We start from the raw sequence: 13,747 nt of genomic DNA, 5'->3' as shown, positions 1-13,747 counted from the left end.
CTGACTCGCCAGCGCGCCCCGAGTGACTTCTTTGCTCGTGCAAAGAAGTAACCAAGAAACACGCCCGACTGCCGCGACCCCGGCCCGCTGCGCGGTCCGGGGCTTCCCTCGCTTCGAGGGTTTTCGCGGGCGGCGCTGAACTCGCTGCGCCTGCGGCTCCGCTCAGACATCCAGCGCCTTGTCTCCCGCGAAAACCCTCTCCGCTCGGCGCGACGACAACGGGGAGGCAGGTCCAAACAACGGCCGTCCCGACGGTCGTGCCAGTGGAGGATGGCTAGGTCTTCGCACATCTTGGGCACGCTCGGCCGTTGGCCGTTGCGTGCCGCGCCCGCGCAGCGGGCGCCGGGGGCCTTCGGACGGCGTTGCCTATGGTTAGGCGTAAAGGTGGGGATACGTTCGGTTTTGACCTTCCCCTCCCGTATGGAGCCCCTCGCGGAGGGCGTGGTGGGCCGGGAGAAGGCGCTGGATGTCTGAGCGGAGCCGAAGGCGCGGCGAGTTCAGCGCCGCCGGCCCAGCACGTCCGGAGCGAGGTTCCCGGGCGGAATCCGGGTGCCCTTCTTTGGGTCCTTTCTTGGGCAAGCAAGAAAGGACCTCGCGGCGCGCTGGCGAGTCAGCGCACGGCAGGTTGCGGACCGAAGGCACCGTAAACACCCGAGGCCGAGCCAGGGCCAGCCACAACAAGGCAGGCGAAACACCGGGTGACGAACGGGGGCCAGCCATCAACGCCCAAGAGTTAGGGATCGCCAGGCTGGAGCGGAGAGGCGGATGACGTCGCAAGCGGGCATCTCGTTGGACGCCGCGCGCGGCGCTCGCGTACACTTGAAGGCGTATCCGTACCCGTCCCGCGAGCACCGAACCGTTGCCCATAGCAGGGCCCTTTCCCTGTTGAAACGGTGCGGGCGAGGCCGGGTCAAAGACCCGAATCGATCGCAGTACCGCCGCCGGCGAACCGCCTGGCGGCCCCGACCCAGACCATCCGGAGGTCCCCTGTGTCCGCGCCCGCTCTGCTCGTCCTGGAAGATGGCACTGTGTTTCATGGTCAGGCGATTGGCGCCCAGGGCCAGACGGTCGGCGAGGTGGTGTTCAACACCGCGATGACCGGTTATCAGGAGATCCTCACGGATCCCTCCTACCACCGGCAGATGGTCACGCTGACTTATCCGCATATCGGCAACACCGGGACCAATCCGGAGGATGACGAGTCCGCCCGCGCCCATGCGGCCGGGCTGATCATCCGTGACCTGCCGCCGCTGGTGTCGAACTGGCGCTCGCGCGAATCCTTGCCGGATTACCTGCTGCGCCACGGCATCGTGGCGATCAGCGGGATCGATACCCGCAAACTGACCCGCATTCTGCGCGAGAAGGGCGCGCTGAACGGCTGCATCCAGGCCGGTGAGGTGGACGAGCAAGCGGCCCTGGCCGCCGCGCGCGAGTTTCCCGGCATCAAGGGCATGGACCTGGCGCGCGAGGTCACCACGCGCAGCCGCTACGAATGGCTGGAGGGCACCTGGCAGCTCGGCGAAGAGCCGGCCCGGGTGGACCCGGAGCAGGCTGAATTTCATGTGGTGGCCTACGACTTCGGCATGAAGCAGAACATCCTGCGCAAGCTGGCGGACCGGGGTTGTCGCGTGACCGTGGTGCCGGCCGAGACTCCGGTGGCCGAGGTCATGGAGCTGAAACCCGACGGGGTGTTCCTGTCCAACGGCCCAGGCGACCCCGAGCCCTGCACCTACGCGATCGATGCGATCCGCGACATCTGCGAGCGCAAGCTGCCGCTGTTCGGTATCTGCCTCGGGCACCAACTGCTGGGCATTGCCAGCGGCGGCAAGAGCGTGAAGATGAAGTTCGGCCATCACGGGGCGAACCACCCGATCCGCCACGAGGAAAGCGGGCGGGTGATGATCTCGTCGCAGAATCACGGCTTTGCGATCGACGAGGACAACCTGCCCGATACGCTGACGCCGACCTACCGGTCGCTGTTCGACGGCACGCTGCAGGGGATCGCCCGCACCGACTGCCCGGCCTTCAGCCTGCAGGGACACCCCGAAGCCAGCCCGGGCCCCCACGACGTGTCCCCGGCGTTCGACGACTTCGTCGAGATGATGCGCGCCGCGCGTCGCTAAAGCTCCTCCTCCCGAATTTCCGATATCGACAGCCTGCGAGAGCCGTCACATGCCCAAGCGTACCGACATCCAGAGCATCCTGATCCTCGGGGCCGGCCCGATCGTGATCGGCCAGGCCTGCGAGTTCGACTACTCCGGCGCCCAGGCCTGCAAGGCCCTGCGCGAGGAGGGCTACCGGGTGATCCTGGTGAACTCCAACCCGGCGACGATCATGACCGACCCGGAGATGGCGGATGCCACCTACATCGAGCCGGTGGAGTGGGAGACGGTCGCCAAGATCATCGAGAAGGAGCGCCCGGATGCGGTGCTGCCGACCATGGGCGGTCAGACCGCGCTGAACTGCGCGCTGGACCTGTCGAAGGAAGGCGTGCTCGAGAAGTTCGGGGTGGAGATGATCGGCGCCAACGAGGCGGCGATCGACATGGCCGAGGACCGCGATCACTTCAAGGCGGCGATGGCCGATATCGGTCTGGACACTCCGACCGCGATGCTCGCGCACTCCTGGGAGGAGGCGCAGGAGGTCCAGCCGAAGATCGGCTTTCCGGTGATCATCCGGCCGTCGTTCACCCTCGGCGGCTCGGGCGGCGGTATCGCCTACAACCGCGAGGAGTTCGAGTACATCGTCAAGAATGGGCTCGACCTCTCGCCGGTCAACCAGGTGCTGCTGGAGGAGTCCGCGCTGGGCTGGAAGGAGTTCGAGATGGAGGTGGTCCGCGACAAGGCGGACAACTGCATCATCATCTGCTCCATCGAGAACCTGGACCCGATGGGGATCCACACCGGGGACTCGATCACCGTGGCCCCGGCGCAGACCCTGACCGACAAGGAATACCAGATCATGCGCGACGCCTCGCTGGCGGTGCTGCGCAAGATCGGCGTGGAAACCGGTGGCTCCAACGTGCAGTTCGCGATCAACCCCGAGAACGGGCGCATGATCGTGATCGAGATGAACCCGCGGGTGTCGCGTTCCTCCGCGCTGGCTTCCAAGGCGACCGGCTTCCCGATCGCCAAGGTCGCGGCCAAGCTGGCGGTGGGCTACACCCTCGACGAGCTGAAAAACGAGATCACCGGCGGGCTGACCCCGGCCTCGTTCGAGCCGTCCATCGACTACGTGGTCACCAAGATCCCGCGCTTCACCTTCGAGAAATTCCCGCAGGCCGAGGCGCGGCTGACCACGCAGATGAAGGCGGTGGGCGAGGCGATGGCCATCGGCCGCACCTTCCAGGAGTCGTTCCAGAAGGCGCTGCGTTCGATGGAGACCGGCATGGACGGTCTCGACGAGCGCATTGACCTGGATGCCGACGACGTGGTCGATCAGCTGCGCACCCGGCTCGCCAACCCCAGCCCGGAGCAGGTGCTGTACGTGGCCGACGCCTTCCGCGCCGGCTTCTCGATCCAGGACATCTTCGACCTGACCGCGATCGACCCCTGGTTCCTGGCCCAGATCCAGGAACTGGTGGACGTCGAGAAGGGCCTGCGCGACCGCATCCTGGGCGACATCAAGGCCGAGGAGATGTACCGCCTGAAGCAGCGCGGCTTCTCCGACCTGCGCCTGGCGACGATCCTCAACGAGACGGAAAAGGCCGTGCGCAAGCACCGCCACGGCCTAGGCGTGCGCCCGGTGTACAAGCGGGTGGATACCTGCGCGGCCGAGTTCGCGACCACCACCGCCTATATGTACTCATCGTACGAAGAGGAGAACGAGGCGGAACCGACCGACAAACAGAAGATCATGGTCCTGGGCGGCGGGCCGAACCGTATTGGCCAGGGCATCGAGTTCGACTACTGCTGTGTGCACGCGGCGCTGGCGATGCGCGAGGACGGCTACGAGACCATCATGGTCAACTGCAACCCGGAGACCGTCTCCACCGACTATGACACCTCGGATCGGCTGTACTTCGAGCCGCTGACCCTGGAGGACGTGCTGGAGGTCGTGGCGACCGAGAACCCGGCCGGCGTGATCGTGCAGTACGGCGGGCAGACCCCGCTGAAGCTGGCGCGGGATCTCGAGGCGGCCGGGGTACCGATTATCGGCACCAGCCCGGACTCGATCGACCTGGCCGAGGACCGCGAACGCTTCCAGGCCCTGCTGAACAAGCTGGGACTCAAGCAGCCGCCGAACCGCACCGCGCGCAGCGAGGAAGAGGCGGAGAAGCTGGCCGACGAGATCGGCTACCCGCTGGTGGTGCGCCCGTCCTACGTGCTCGGTGGCCGCGCGATGGAGATCGTGCGCGACCGCGAGGACCTGCGCAGCTACATGCAGAACGCGGTGTCCGTCTCCAACGATGCCCCGGTGCTGCTGGACCGCTTCCTGGATGACGCGATCGAGGTTGATGTCGATGCCATCTCGGATGGCGAGAACGTGATCATCGGCGGGATCATGGAACACATTGAGCAGGCCGGCGTGCACTCGGGCGACTCCGCCTGTTCGCTGCCGCCGTTCTCGCTGTCGATGGCGCTACAGGACGAGATGGTCGAGCAGGTGCGCAAGATGGCGCTGGGGCTCAAGGTCGTCGGCCTGATGAACACCCAGTTCGCGATCAAGGGCGACGATATCTACGTGCTGGAGGTCAATCCGCGCGCCTCGCGCACCGTGCCGTATGTCTCCAAGAGCGTCGGCCGGCCGCTGGCCAAGATTGCCGCCCGCTGCATGGCCGGGCAGACCCTGCCCGAGCAGGGCGTGGGCGATGCGGTCTACCCCGATTACTACTCGGTAAAGGAATCGGTGTTCCCGTTCGCCAAGTTCCAGGGCGTGGACCCGATCCTGGGGCCGGAGATGAAGTCCACCGGCGAGGTGATGGGGGTCGGTCGCAGCTTCGCCGAGGCCTTCGCCAAGAGCCAGCTGGGGGCGGGCGTGCTGCTGCCGTCCACCGGCAAGGCCTTCGTGTCCGTGCGCGAGATCGACAAGCCGCTGGTGGGTGAAGTCGCGCGCCGCCTGGTCGAGCTGGGTTTCGAGGTTCTGGCCACCCGGGGCACGGCGAACGTGCTGGAGGAGGCCGGGATCGCGGTGACCCGCGTGAACAAGGTCACCGAGGGTCGTCCGCATATCGTGGACATGATCAAGAACGACGAGATCAGCTTCATCATCAACACCGTGGAGGGCAAGCAGTCGACCTCCGACTCCTACACCATCCGCCGCGAGGCGCTGATGCACAAGGTGGGCTATACCACCACCATTGCTGGGGCCAAGGCCACCGTGCAGGCCCTGGATCATCTGGGGGCGAACGACGTCTTCCGGCTGCAGGACCTCCACCAGGAAAATCTCGGAGGGAAAAGCGCATGAACAAGACGCCCTTGACCGTGACTGGCGCGGAAAAGATGAAGGAAGAGCTGAAGAAGCTGAAGGGCGAGGACCGCCCGCGCGTGGTCAACGCGATCTCCGAGGCGCGCGAGCATGGTGACCTCAAGGAGAACGCCGAGTATCACGCCGCGCGCGAGCAGCAGAGCTTCATCGAGGGCCGCATCCGCGAGCTGGAGGCGAAGCTCTCCAATGCCCAAATCATCGACGTCACGGCCCTGCCGCAGACCGGCAAGGTCGTGTTCGGCACCACGGTGGTGCTGGAGGCGACCGAGGACGGGCGCCAGGTGACCTACAAGATCGTGGGCGAGGACGAGGCCGACATCAAGAACAACATGATCTCGGTGTCTTCCCCAATCGCGCGGGCGCTGATCGGTAAGGAAGAGGGCGATGTGGTCACCGTGCAGGCCCCGGGCGGGGAGACGGAGTACGAGATCCTGGAGGTCCGCTACGTCAACTGACGCCGCCGTATCCGGCTGTCAGGCCGGGTCCAGCGAGACCTTCGGGTCCTCCGGGTTGCGCCGGAACAGGGTGGCGACATGACCGATGCGCTGAATCCGCTCGGCGCCGGTGCGCTCGCACAGTTCCTCGACGGCCCCGTTGCGGGCCTCGCGATCCCCGATATTCACCTTGATCTTGACCAGTTCGTGGTGGGTGAGCGCCAGTTCCAGTTCCGCCAGCACCGCGTCGGTCAGCCCGTTGCGGCCAATGGTCACGACGGGTTTGCGGGGATGGGCGAGGCTGCGCAGGTGGCGGCGTTGCGCGTCGGTCAGATTCACGGGAGGCCGTTTTTCGGTGTTGGAAAGCCAAAATTGTAGCACGCCGAGTGCCGGCGCAAGGATCGGGCATGCCCAAGCGTAGCCGCTCCAGCCAGCGCTGGCTGAAGGAACATTTCGATGACCCCTACGTCCAGCGGGCCCAGCAGGAGGGCTACCGCGGGCGCGCGGTCTACAAGCTGCAGGAGCTCGACGAGCGCGACCGGCTGCTGAAGCCCGGGATGCGCGTGGTGGACCTGGGTGCGGCGCCGGGCGGCTGGACCCAGTACGCCGCGCAGAAAATCGGGCGCAAAGGGGTCCTGGTCGCGACCGATATCCTGCCCATGGATCCCGTGCCGGGCGCGGAGATCGTGACCGGCGACTTCCGCGAGGACGCCGTGCTGGATGCGATCCTGAGCGCGCTCGGGGACGAGCCGGCCGACCTTGTGCTTTCCGATATGGCCCCCAACCTGACCGGTACGGATGCCGTGGATCAGCCGCGTTCCATCCATCTGTGTGAACTGGCGCTGGAGTTGGCCACCCAGATTCTGAACCCCCGGGGGGCTTTTCTGGTCAAGCTGTTTCAGGGCGAAGGTTCCGATGCCTACCTGGCCGAGGTGCGCCGCCGGTTTCGCTCGGTCAAGGTGCGCAAACCGAAGGCCTCGCGGCCTCGGTCACGGGAAGTGTATGTATTGGCACGCGAGCCCCGGGATGTGTAAAGCTGCCTGCAACTGACGATTGATGTTTTTCGAGGTGTCGTTTTGAACGGTCTGGCCAAGAACCTGATCATCTGGGCGGTGATTGCCGTCGTCCTGATGTCTGTCTTCAACAACTTCGGCCCACAGCAGCAGACGCAGGATGTGCGGAGCATTACCTACTCCGAGTTCATCCGCGATGTGCAGGGCGGTCGCGTGGATAACGTGACCATCAAGGGCGAGAAGATCGAGGGCACCACGCTGGAAGGCCAGCGATTCACCACGGTGAATCCGAACGACCCGGGCCTGATTGGCGACCTGCTGCAGAACAATGTGGAGGTCAATGCCCACGAGGAGGCCGAGCGTTCCCTGCTGATGAGCATCCTGATCAGCTGGTTCCCGATCCTGCTGCTGATCGCCGTGTGGATCTACTTCATGCGCCAGATGCAGGGCGGTGGCGCCGGCGGCAAGGGCGCGATGTCCTTCGGCAAGTCCAAGGCCAAGCTGATGTCGGAGGACCAGGTCAAGGTCGGCTTCGGTGACGTGGCCGGCTGCGACGAGGCCAAGGAAGAGGTCACCGAACTGGTGGACTTCCTGCGCGACCCGTCCAAGTTCCAGAAACTCGGCGGCCAGATCCCGCGCGGGGTGCTGATGGTGGGCTCTCCGGGTACCGGCAAGACGCTGCTGGCCAAGGCCATCGCCGGCGAGGCCAAGGTGCCGTTCTTCAGCATCTCCGGTTCCGACTTCGTCGAGATGTTCGTCGGCGTGGGCGCCTCGCGCGTGCGAGACATGTTCTCCGAGGCCAAGAAGCACGCTCCCTGCATTATCTTCATCGACGAGATCGATGCGGTCGGTCGCCAGCGCGGCGCCGGCATGGGCGGTGGTCACGACGAGCGCGAGCAGACGCTGAACCAGCTGCTGGTCGAGATGGACGGCTTCGAGGGCACCGAGGGGGTCATCGTGATCGCCGCGACCAACCGCCCGGACGTGCTGGACCCGGCGCTGCTGCGCCCGGGCCGCTTCGACCGCCAGGTGGTGGTGCCGCCGCCGGACGTGCGCGGCCGCGAGCAGATCCTCAAGGTCCACATGAAGAAGACCCCGATCGCGGAGGATGTGCGCCCGGACCTGATTGCCCGCGGTACGCCGGGCTTCTCCGGGGCGGATCTGGCCAACCTGGTCAACGAGGCGGCGTTGTTCGCGGCCCGGGCCAACAAGCGCCTGGTGGATATGTCCGACTTCGAGCGCGCCAAGGACAAGATCATGATGGGTGCCGAGCGCAAGTCCATGGTGATGTCCGAGGACGAGAAGAAGCTGACCGCCTATCACGAGGCCGGGCATGCGATCGTCGGCCTGACGGTGCCGGAGCATGACCCGGTGTACAAGGTCAGCATCATCCCGCGCGGGCGCGCCCTCGGGGTGACCATGTTCCTGCCGGAGGAAGACCGCTACAGCCACTCGAAGACGCGTCTGGAAAGCCAGCTGGCGAGCCTGTTCGGCGGGCGGCTGGCGGAAGAGATCATCTTCGGCAACGACAAGGTGACCACCGGGGCCTCCAACGACATCGAGCGTGCCACCCAGATCGCGCGCAATATGGTCACCAAGTGGGGCCTGTCGGACAAGCTGGGCCCGCTGGACTACGGCGAGGAAGAGGGGCATCCCTTCCTGGGCGGGCAGATGGGCAAGTCCAAGCCGATGTCCGACGAGACCGCGCGCGAGATCGACGCCGAGGTGCGCCAGATCATCGACACGAATTACCAGCACGCGAAGCAGATCCTGGTGGATAACATCGACAAGCTGCATGCGATGGCCCAGGCACTAGTGAAGTACGAGACCATCGACGACAAGCAGATCGAGGACATCATGGCCGGGCGCGAACCCCGCGAACCCGCCGACTGGGACAGCGGCGGCGGCCCCGGCGGTACCGCGCAGGCCGGCGAGGAGTCCGACGCCAGTGGCTCGGGTGACGGCTCCGAAGGTCGTGATGACGACGACAACAAGGGTGTTGTAGGCGGGCCCGCGCCGCAGTCCTGAGCGGGCCCCCCCGCCGACGCGTCGAACCCAGGCCGCCAGGCCCTTTCCTGGCGGCCTTTTTCGTTGGTAGCAAAGGAGAATGATCGTGCCGACCGATGCACCCGTGCTGCAATGCGGAGCGCGCCGCCTGGACCTGGGGCGGCCACGCATCATGGGTATCCTCAATGTGACCCCGGACTCGTTCTCCGATGGCGGGCAATATGCCCGGGTCGAAGAGGCCCTGGCGCGCGCCCGCGCCATGGTCGCGGAGGGGGCGGATCTCCTCGATGTGGGGGGTGAGTCCACGCGTCCCGGCGCGGAGCCGGTACCACTGGAGGAGGAGCGCCGCCGGGTGCTGCCGGTGATCGAGGCGCTGCACGCGGAAATCGGTGTGCCGCTGTCCGTGGATACGATGAAGCCGGCGTTGATGCGCGAGGCGGTCGCGGCCGGCGCCGGGTTGCTCAACGACGTCAACGGCTTCCGAGCCGAGGGGGCCCTGGAGGCGGCGGTCGAGGCGGCGCGCGAGGATGGCGTGGCGCTTTGCGCGATGCATATGCAGGGCGAGCCGCAGTCGATGCAGCGTGCGCCGCATTATGACGACGTGGTGACCGAGATCGCGGCCTTTCTGGACCAGCGGGTGCGCGAATTGCGGGCCGCCGGCGTGCCGCGAGGCCAGATCCTGCTAGACCCGGGGTTTGGCTTTGGCAAGACCCTGGCGCACAACGTCGCGCTGTTTCGTGGCCTGCCGCATCTGGCCGGGGCCGGCCTGCCGTTGCTGGTCGGCGTTTCGCGCAAATCGATGATCGGCCAGTTGCTGGGGGATCGCCCGGTCGCCGAGCGGGACCCGGGGAGTGCCGTGGCGGCGATGCTGGCGGCGCAGGCCGGGGCGCGTGTCCTGCGTGTGCACAACGTCTCGGCGACCCGCGACGCGCTGGCGCTATACTCGGAGTTGCGGCCGGATGGCGGCGAAGAGCAGGACAATCGAGGGAACTGATGGGCAAGTATTTCGGGACGGACGGGATTCGCGGGCGCACCGGCGAGTGGCCCATGACGCCGGAGTTTGCGCTGCGGTTGGGGTATGCCGTGGGCGAGGTGCTGGGCGAGAACGGCCAGCGCCAGGGCCCGGTGCTGGTGGGCAAGGACACGCGGGTGTCCGGCTACATGTTCGAGTCGGCGCTGGAGGCCGGGCTGTCGGCCGCCGGGCTGGATGTCGCGCTGCTGGGGCCGATGCCCACGCCCGCGATCGCCTACCTGACCCATACCTTCCGTGCGACCGCGGGCATCGTGATCAGTGCCTCGCACAACCCGTTCCACGACAACGGGTTCAAGTTCTTCACGCCCGAGGGCGACAAGCTGCCGGATGCGACCGAGGCCGCGATCGAGGCGCGCCTGGATCAGCCGGCGCAGCCGATCGACGCGGCGCGACTGGGCAAGGCCGTGCGCATCAGCGATGCGGCCGGGCGCTATGTGGAGTTCTGCAAGAGCGCCATCCCGGCGCGCTCCGAGTTGCGCGGCATGAAGGTGGTGATCGACTGCGCCCATGGGGCCACCTACAACGTCTCCCCGCATGTATTCGAGGAGCTGGGCGCCCGTGTCGAGATCCTTGGCGCGAGTCCTGACGGCTACAACATCAACGAGGGCGTGGGCGCCCTGTACCCCGAGAAGGTGGCGGCGCAGGTGCGCGCCAGCGGGGCGGACCTCGGGATTGCCCTGGACGGCGATGGTGACCGCGTGATCCTGGCCGATGCCGATGGCACGGTCGTGGACGGCGATCAGATCCTCGGCATCCTGGCGCTGGCGCGGCAGCAGAGCGGGGGCTTCGATGGTGGGGTGGTCGGGACGCTGATGACCAACCTCGGCCTGGAGCAGGCCCTGAATGGCGCCGGCATCCCGTTCGTGCGCGCGAAGGTCGGGGATCGCTACGTGCTGGAGGAGCTCCGGCGTCGCGACTGGACCCTGGGTGGCGAGGGGTCGGGCCACATCGTCTGCCTCGAGCACACCACGACCGGTGATGGCACGGTCGCGGCGCTGCAGGTCGCCCACCTGATGCATCGCACCGGCCAGCCGCTGTCGGCGCTGGCCGGTGCGATCCCCAAGCTCCCGCAGTGCCTGATCAATGTGCCCGTCAGCGGTGCCGCTTCGGGCTGCCTGGAGGCCGAGCCGGTACGCGCGGAGGTTGCCGCGGTCGAGGGTCAGCTGGGCCAGCGCGGTCGGGTGCTGCTGCGTCCCTCGGGTACCGAACCGCTGGTGCGGGTGATGGTCGAGGGCGAGGACGCGAACGAGACCCGCTCGGCCGCTGAGCGCATCGCCGACAGTATCCGCGCGGCGATCTGACGCCCTCGGCGCCCGCGGGCGGCTCTCCCGGTATCACCCCGCGCCGGGCGCCGCCGGCGTGGCGCGTGCCGGCTTGGTTGATTTGCTCCCGGTGCGCCGGTAACATCCCGCCGCTCTAATCATCATGATCGGACCCCGTCTATCCATGGGGTGCGTCCGACCGCAGGAGGAAGATCCGCATGCGCACGCCGCTGGTCGCCGGAAACTGGAAGATGAACGGTTCGCGGGACGCGAACCGCGCGCTCCTGAGCGCCCTGAAGGGCAGCCTGGGCGATATCCGGGGCGTGGACGTGGCGGTGTGTCCGCCCGCGGTCTACCTCGCCGAAATCGCCGACGACCTCTCGGGCGGCCCCATCGCGGTGGGTGCCCAGGATTGCTCGGACGAGGAGAAGGGCGCCTACACCGGCGAACTGGCCGGCGCCATGCTGGCCGAGGTCGGCTGCCGTTACGTGATCGTCGGGCACTCCGAGCGCCGTGAGCGGCAGAACGAGGACAGTGCCTGGGTGGCCGCGAAATTCGTTGCGGCCCAGGCGGCCGGCCTGATTCCGATCCTGTGTGTCGGCGAGCAGAAGGACGACCGCGAGGGTGGCCGTACCGAGAGCGTCGTGGCCGAGCAGCTGGATGCGGTGCTGGACGCGGCCGGGGTCGAGGCCTTCGCCAGTGCCGTGGTGGCCTACGAGCCGGTCTGGGCGATCGGCACCGGGCTGACCGCCACGCCGGAACAGGCCCAGGAGGTGCATGCCTTCATCCGTAATCGCGTCGCCGGCCGCGACCCGCGCATCGCCGCGGAGCTGCGCATTCTCTACGGCGGCAGCATGAAGGCCGACAATGCATCCGGGCTGCTGGCGCTGGAGGATATCGACGGCGGTCTGATCGGCGGCGCCTCGCTGGATGCCGACGGGTTCACCGCCATCGTCCGTGCCGCGGGCGAGCGAGTCGCAGCATGATTTACGGCCTGCTCCTGGTTGTCCAGGTCGCGGTCTCGATCGGCCTGATCGCGCTGATCCTGATGCAGCACGGCAAAGGGGCCGATGCCGGCGCCGCCTTCGGCAGCGGGGCTTCGGCAACGGTGTTCGGGGCGGCTGGCTCGGCCAACTTTCTGAGCCGTTCGACCGCGTTTCTGGCGGTGGTGTTCTTCCTGAACAGTCTGACGCTGGCCTATCTGGCCGCCTCCAGCCCGGAGGCCGAGAGCCTGCTGGACCAGATGGAGGCCATGGAAGTGGAAGGTGACGGTCAGCCGGATCTTCCGCGCGAGGTGGTCCCGGGGCAGGAGCCCGCGGGCGATACCCCGCAATCCGGCCGGCCGGCCGACGTGCCCGACTGATCCTGGGTACCTGTACCAAACGGCAGATGTGGTGGAATTGGTAGACACGCTATCTTGAGGGGGTAGTGGCGCAAGCCGTGTGGGTTCGAGTCCCACCATCTGCACCAAATTCTGGATGGCCCGGGTTGCTCTCTGTTCCTGAGTGCCCGGGCCAAATAACAATAAAATCAGCGTCTTATAAAATTACGAATACTTGACACCGTTTTTGGGCATCACCTAGACTCCGTGCCCGGTGTGCGGTCCTGTCTCGTCTCCACGAGGGCGGTCCGTACCCGCGCTTTCAACCAGCAACGCTGAACGGCTCGCCGGCGCGCCCGATCCACGCGACGCCTCGCGAACCTGCCCGCCAGAGGCGGCGTACGGGAGAGAGAAATGCTGGAAGGTTATCTACCCATCCTGCTGTTCATCGCAGTGGGCATCGTGATCGGGATCGTACCGCTGATCGTCGGTATGGCGGTGGGTCCGCGCAAGCCGGACGCCGCCAAGAACTCGCCCTACGAGTGCGGCTTCGAGGCCTTCGAGGACTCGCGGCTCAAGTTTGATGTGCGCTTCTACCTGGTGGCGATCCTGTTCATCATCTTCGATCTGGAGATCGCCTTCCTGTTCCCGTGGGCAGTGTCGCTAGACACCATTGGCCTGTTCGGGCTTCTTGCGATGGCGCTGTTTCTCGTCATTCTGGTGGTCGGTTTCATTTACGAGTGGAAGAAGGGGGCGCTGGAATGGGAATAGAAGGCGTTCTTGAAAAGGGCTTCGTCACGACCTCGGCGGACAAGCTCATCAACTGGGCCCGTACCGGCTCCCTGTGGCCGATGACCTTCGGCCTGGCGTGCTGCGCGGTGGAGATGATGCACGCCGGTGCGGCGCGCTATGACCTCGACCGCTTCGGGATTATCTTCCGGCCCAGTCCGCGCCAGTCGGACGTGATGATCGTCGCCGGCACCCTGGTCAACAAGATGGCCCCGGCCCTGCGCAAGGTCTACGACCAGATGCCCGAGCCACGCTGGGTGATCTCCATGGGCTCCTGTGCCAACGGGGGCGGGTACTACCACTACTCCTACGCCGTCGTGCGCGGCTGCGACCGCATCGTGCCGGTGGATGTCTACGTGCCGGGTTGCCCGCCGACGGCCGAGGCGCTGCTCTACGGCATCATCCAGCTGCAGAACAAGATCCGGCGCACGAACACCATCGCGCGCTGACGCACCCGGGGT

At 66.6% G+C, this 13,747-nt stretch carries 13 protein-coding genes and 1 tRNA gene; 13 read left to right on the top strand and 1 reads right to left on the bottom strand.

The features are described from left to right. The first annotated feature begins 270 nt into the window (after positions 1-270). The 4 genes from F614_RS14975 to greA all read left to right on the top strand — a co-directional run bounded on the left by F614_RS14975 (position 271) and on the right by greA (position 5,882). Positions 271-474 carry a hypothetical protein gene (locus tag F614_RS14975; protein ID WP_081619697.1) on the top strand — a complete coding sequence of 68 codons (204 nt, stop codon included), beginning with the start codon at positions 271-273 and terminating at the stop codon, positions 472-474. Positions 475-989: 515 nt separating this feature from the next. Continuing rightward, complete coding sequence (gene carA, locus F614_RS0107740) at positions 990-2,123, top strand: glutamine-hydrolyzing carbamoyl-phosphate synthase small subunit (RefSeq protein WP_018881329.1); 1,134 nt, start codon at positions 990-992, stop codon at positions 2,121-2,123. Positions 2,124-2,172: 49 nt separating this feature from the next. Further along, positions 2,173-5,406 carry a carbamoyl-phosphate synthase large subunit gene (gene carB / locus F614_RS0107735; protein WP_019558664.1) on the top strand — a complete coding sequence of 1,078 codons (3,234 nt, stop codon included), beginning with the start codon at positions 2,173-2,175 and terminating at the stop codon, positions 5,404-5,406. Next, positions 5,403-5,882, top strand: coding sequence for a transcription elongation factor GreA (greA, locus tag F614_RS0107730; RefSeq protein ID WP_018867783.1), 480 nt, complete (start codon positions 5,403-5,405; stop codon positions 5,880-5,882). The genes carB and greA overlap by 4 nt, the downstream gene beginning before the upstream one ends. 18 nt (positions 5,883-5,900) lie before the next feature. On the opposite strand, the gene yhbY is transcribed toward greA, so the two are convergent. After that, entirely contained in the window at positions 5,901-6,200 is a 300-nt protein-coding gene (gene yhbY, locus F614_RS0107725) for a ribosome assembly RNA-binding protein YhbY (RefSeq protein ID WP_018867784.1), read from the bottom strand. Between the two features lie 68 nt (positions 6,201-6,268). Between yhbY and rlmE the strand changes: the two genes are divergently transcribed. The 9 genes from rlmE to F614_RS0107680 all read left to right on the top strand — a co-directional run bounded on the left by rlmE (position 6,269) and on the right by F614_RS0107680 (position 13,735). Beyond that, a complete protein-coding gene (gene rlmE / locus F614_RS0107720) occupies positions 6,269-6,895 on the top strand; it encodes a 23S rRNA (uridine(2552)-2'-O)-methyltransferase RlmE (protein ID WP_018867785.1) in 627 nt (208 codons plus the stop codon). Positions 6,896-6,937: 42 nt separating this feature from the next. Continuing rightward, complete coding sequence (gene ftsH / locus F614_RS0107715; RefSeq protein WP_018875886.1) at positions 6,938-8,902, top strand: ATP-dependent zinc metalloprotease FtsH; 1,965 nt, start codon at positions 6,938-6,940, stop codon at positions 8,900-8,902. Between the two features lie 79 nt (positions 8,903-8,981). Then, a complete protein-coding gene (folP, locus tag F614_RS0107710; protein ID WP_018867787.1) occupies positions 8,982-9,875 on the top strand; it encodes a dihydropteroate synthase in 894 nt (297 codons plus the stop codon). Beyond that, the gene (gene glmM, locus F614_RS0107705; RefSeq protein WP_018867788.1) at positions 9,875-11,215 is read left to right on the top strand and encodes a phosphoglucosamine mutase; all 1,341 of its coding nucleotides are present in this window, start codon (positions 9,875-9,877) and stop codon (positions 11,213-11,215) included. The genes folP and glmM overlap by 1 nt, the downstream gene beginning before the upstream one ends. 179 nt (positions 11,216-11,394) lie before the next feature. Then, a complete protein-coding gene (gene tpiA, locus F614_RS0107700; RefSeq protein ID WP_018880332.1) occupies positions 11,395-12,162 on the top strand; it encodes a triose-phosphate isomerase in 768 nt (255 codons plus the stop codon). Continuing rightward, complete coding sequence (gene secG / locus F614_RS0107695; protein WP_019558663.1) at positions 12,159-12,539, top strand: preprotein translocase subunit SecG; 381 nt, start codon at positions 12,159-12,161, stop codon at positions 12,537-12,539. The genes tpiA and secG overlap by 4 nt, the downstream gene beginning before the upstream one ends. 22 nt (positions 12,540-12,561) lie before the next feature. Then, a tRNA-Leu gene (locus F614_RS0107690) sits at positions 12,562-12,646 on the top strand. A gap of 265 nt (positions 12,647-12,911) precedes the next feature. Further along, positions 12,912-13,268 (top strand): NADH-quinone oxidoreductase subunit A, encoded by a 357-nt coding sequence (locus F614_RS0107685; protein ID WP_017941353.1) that lies wholly within the window; start codon positions 12,912-12,914, stop codon positions 13,266-13,268. After that, positions 13,259-13,735 carry an NADH-quinone oxidoreductase subunit B family protein gene (locus F614_RS0107680; protein ID WP_012982122.1) on the top strand — a complete coding sequence of 159 codons (477 nt, stop codon included), beginning with the start codon at positions 13,259-13,261 and terminating at the stop codon, positions 13,733-13,735. Before F614_RS0107685 ends, F614_RS0107680 begins: the two co-directional genes overlap by 10 nt. The last annotated feature ends 12 nt before the right edge of the window (positions 13,736-13,747 follow it).

This window comes from Thioalkalivibrio sp. ALE12 (genome assembly GCF_000381105.1).
GTDB lineage: Bacteria > Pseudomonadota > Gammaproteobacteria > Ectothiorhodospirales > Ectothiorhodospiraceae > Thioalkalivibrio.
Note: the sequence above shows the minus strand (reverse complement) of the source record. Positions and strands in the feature narration are given on the sequence as shown.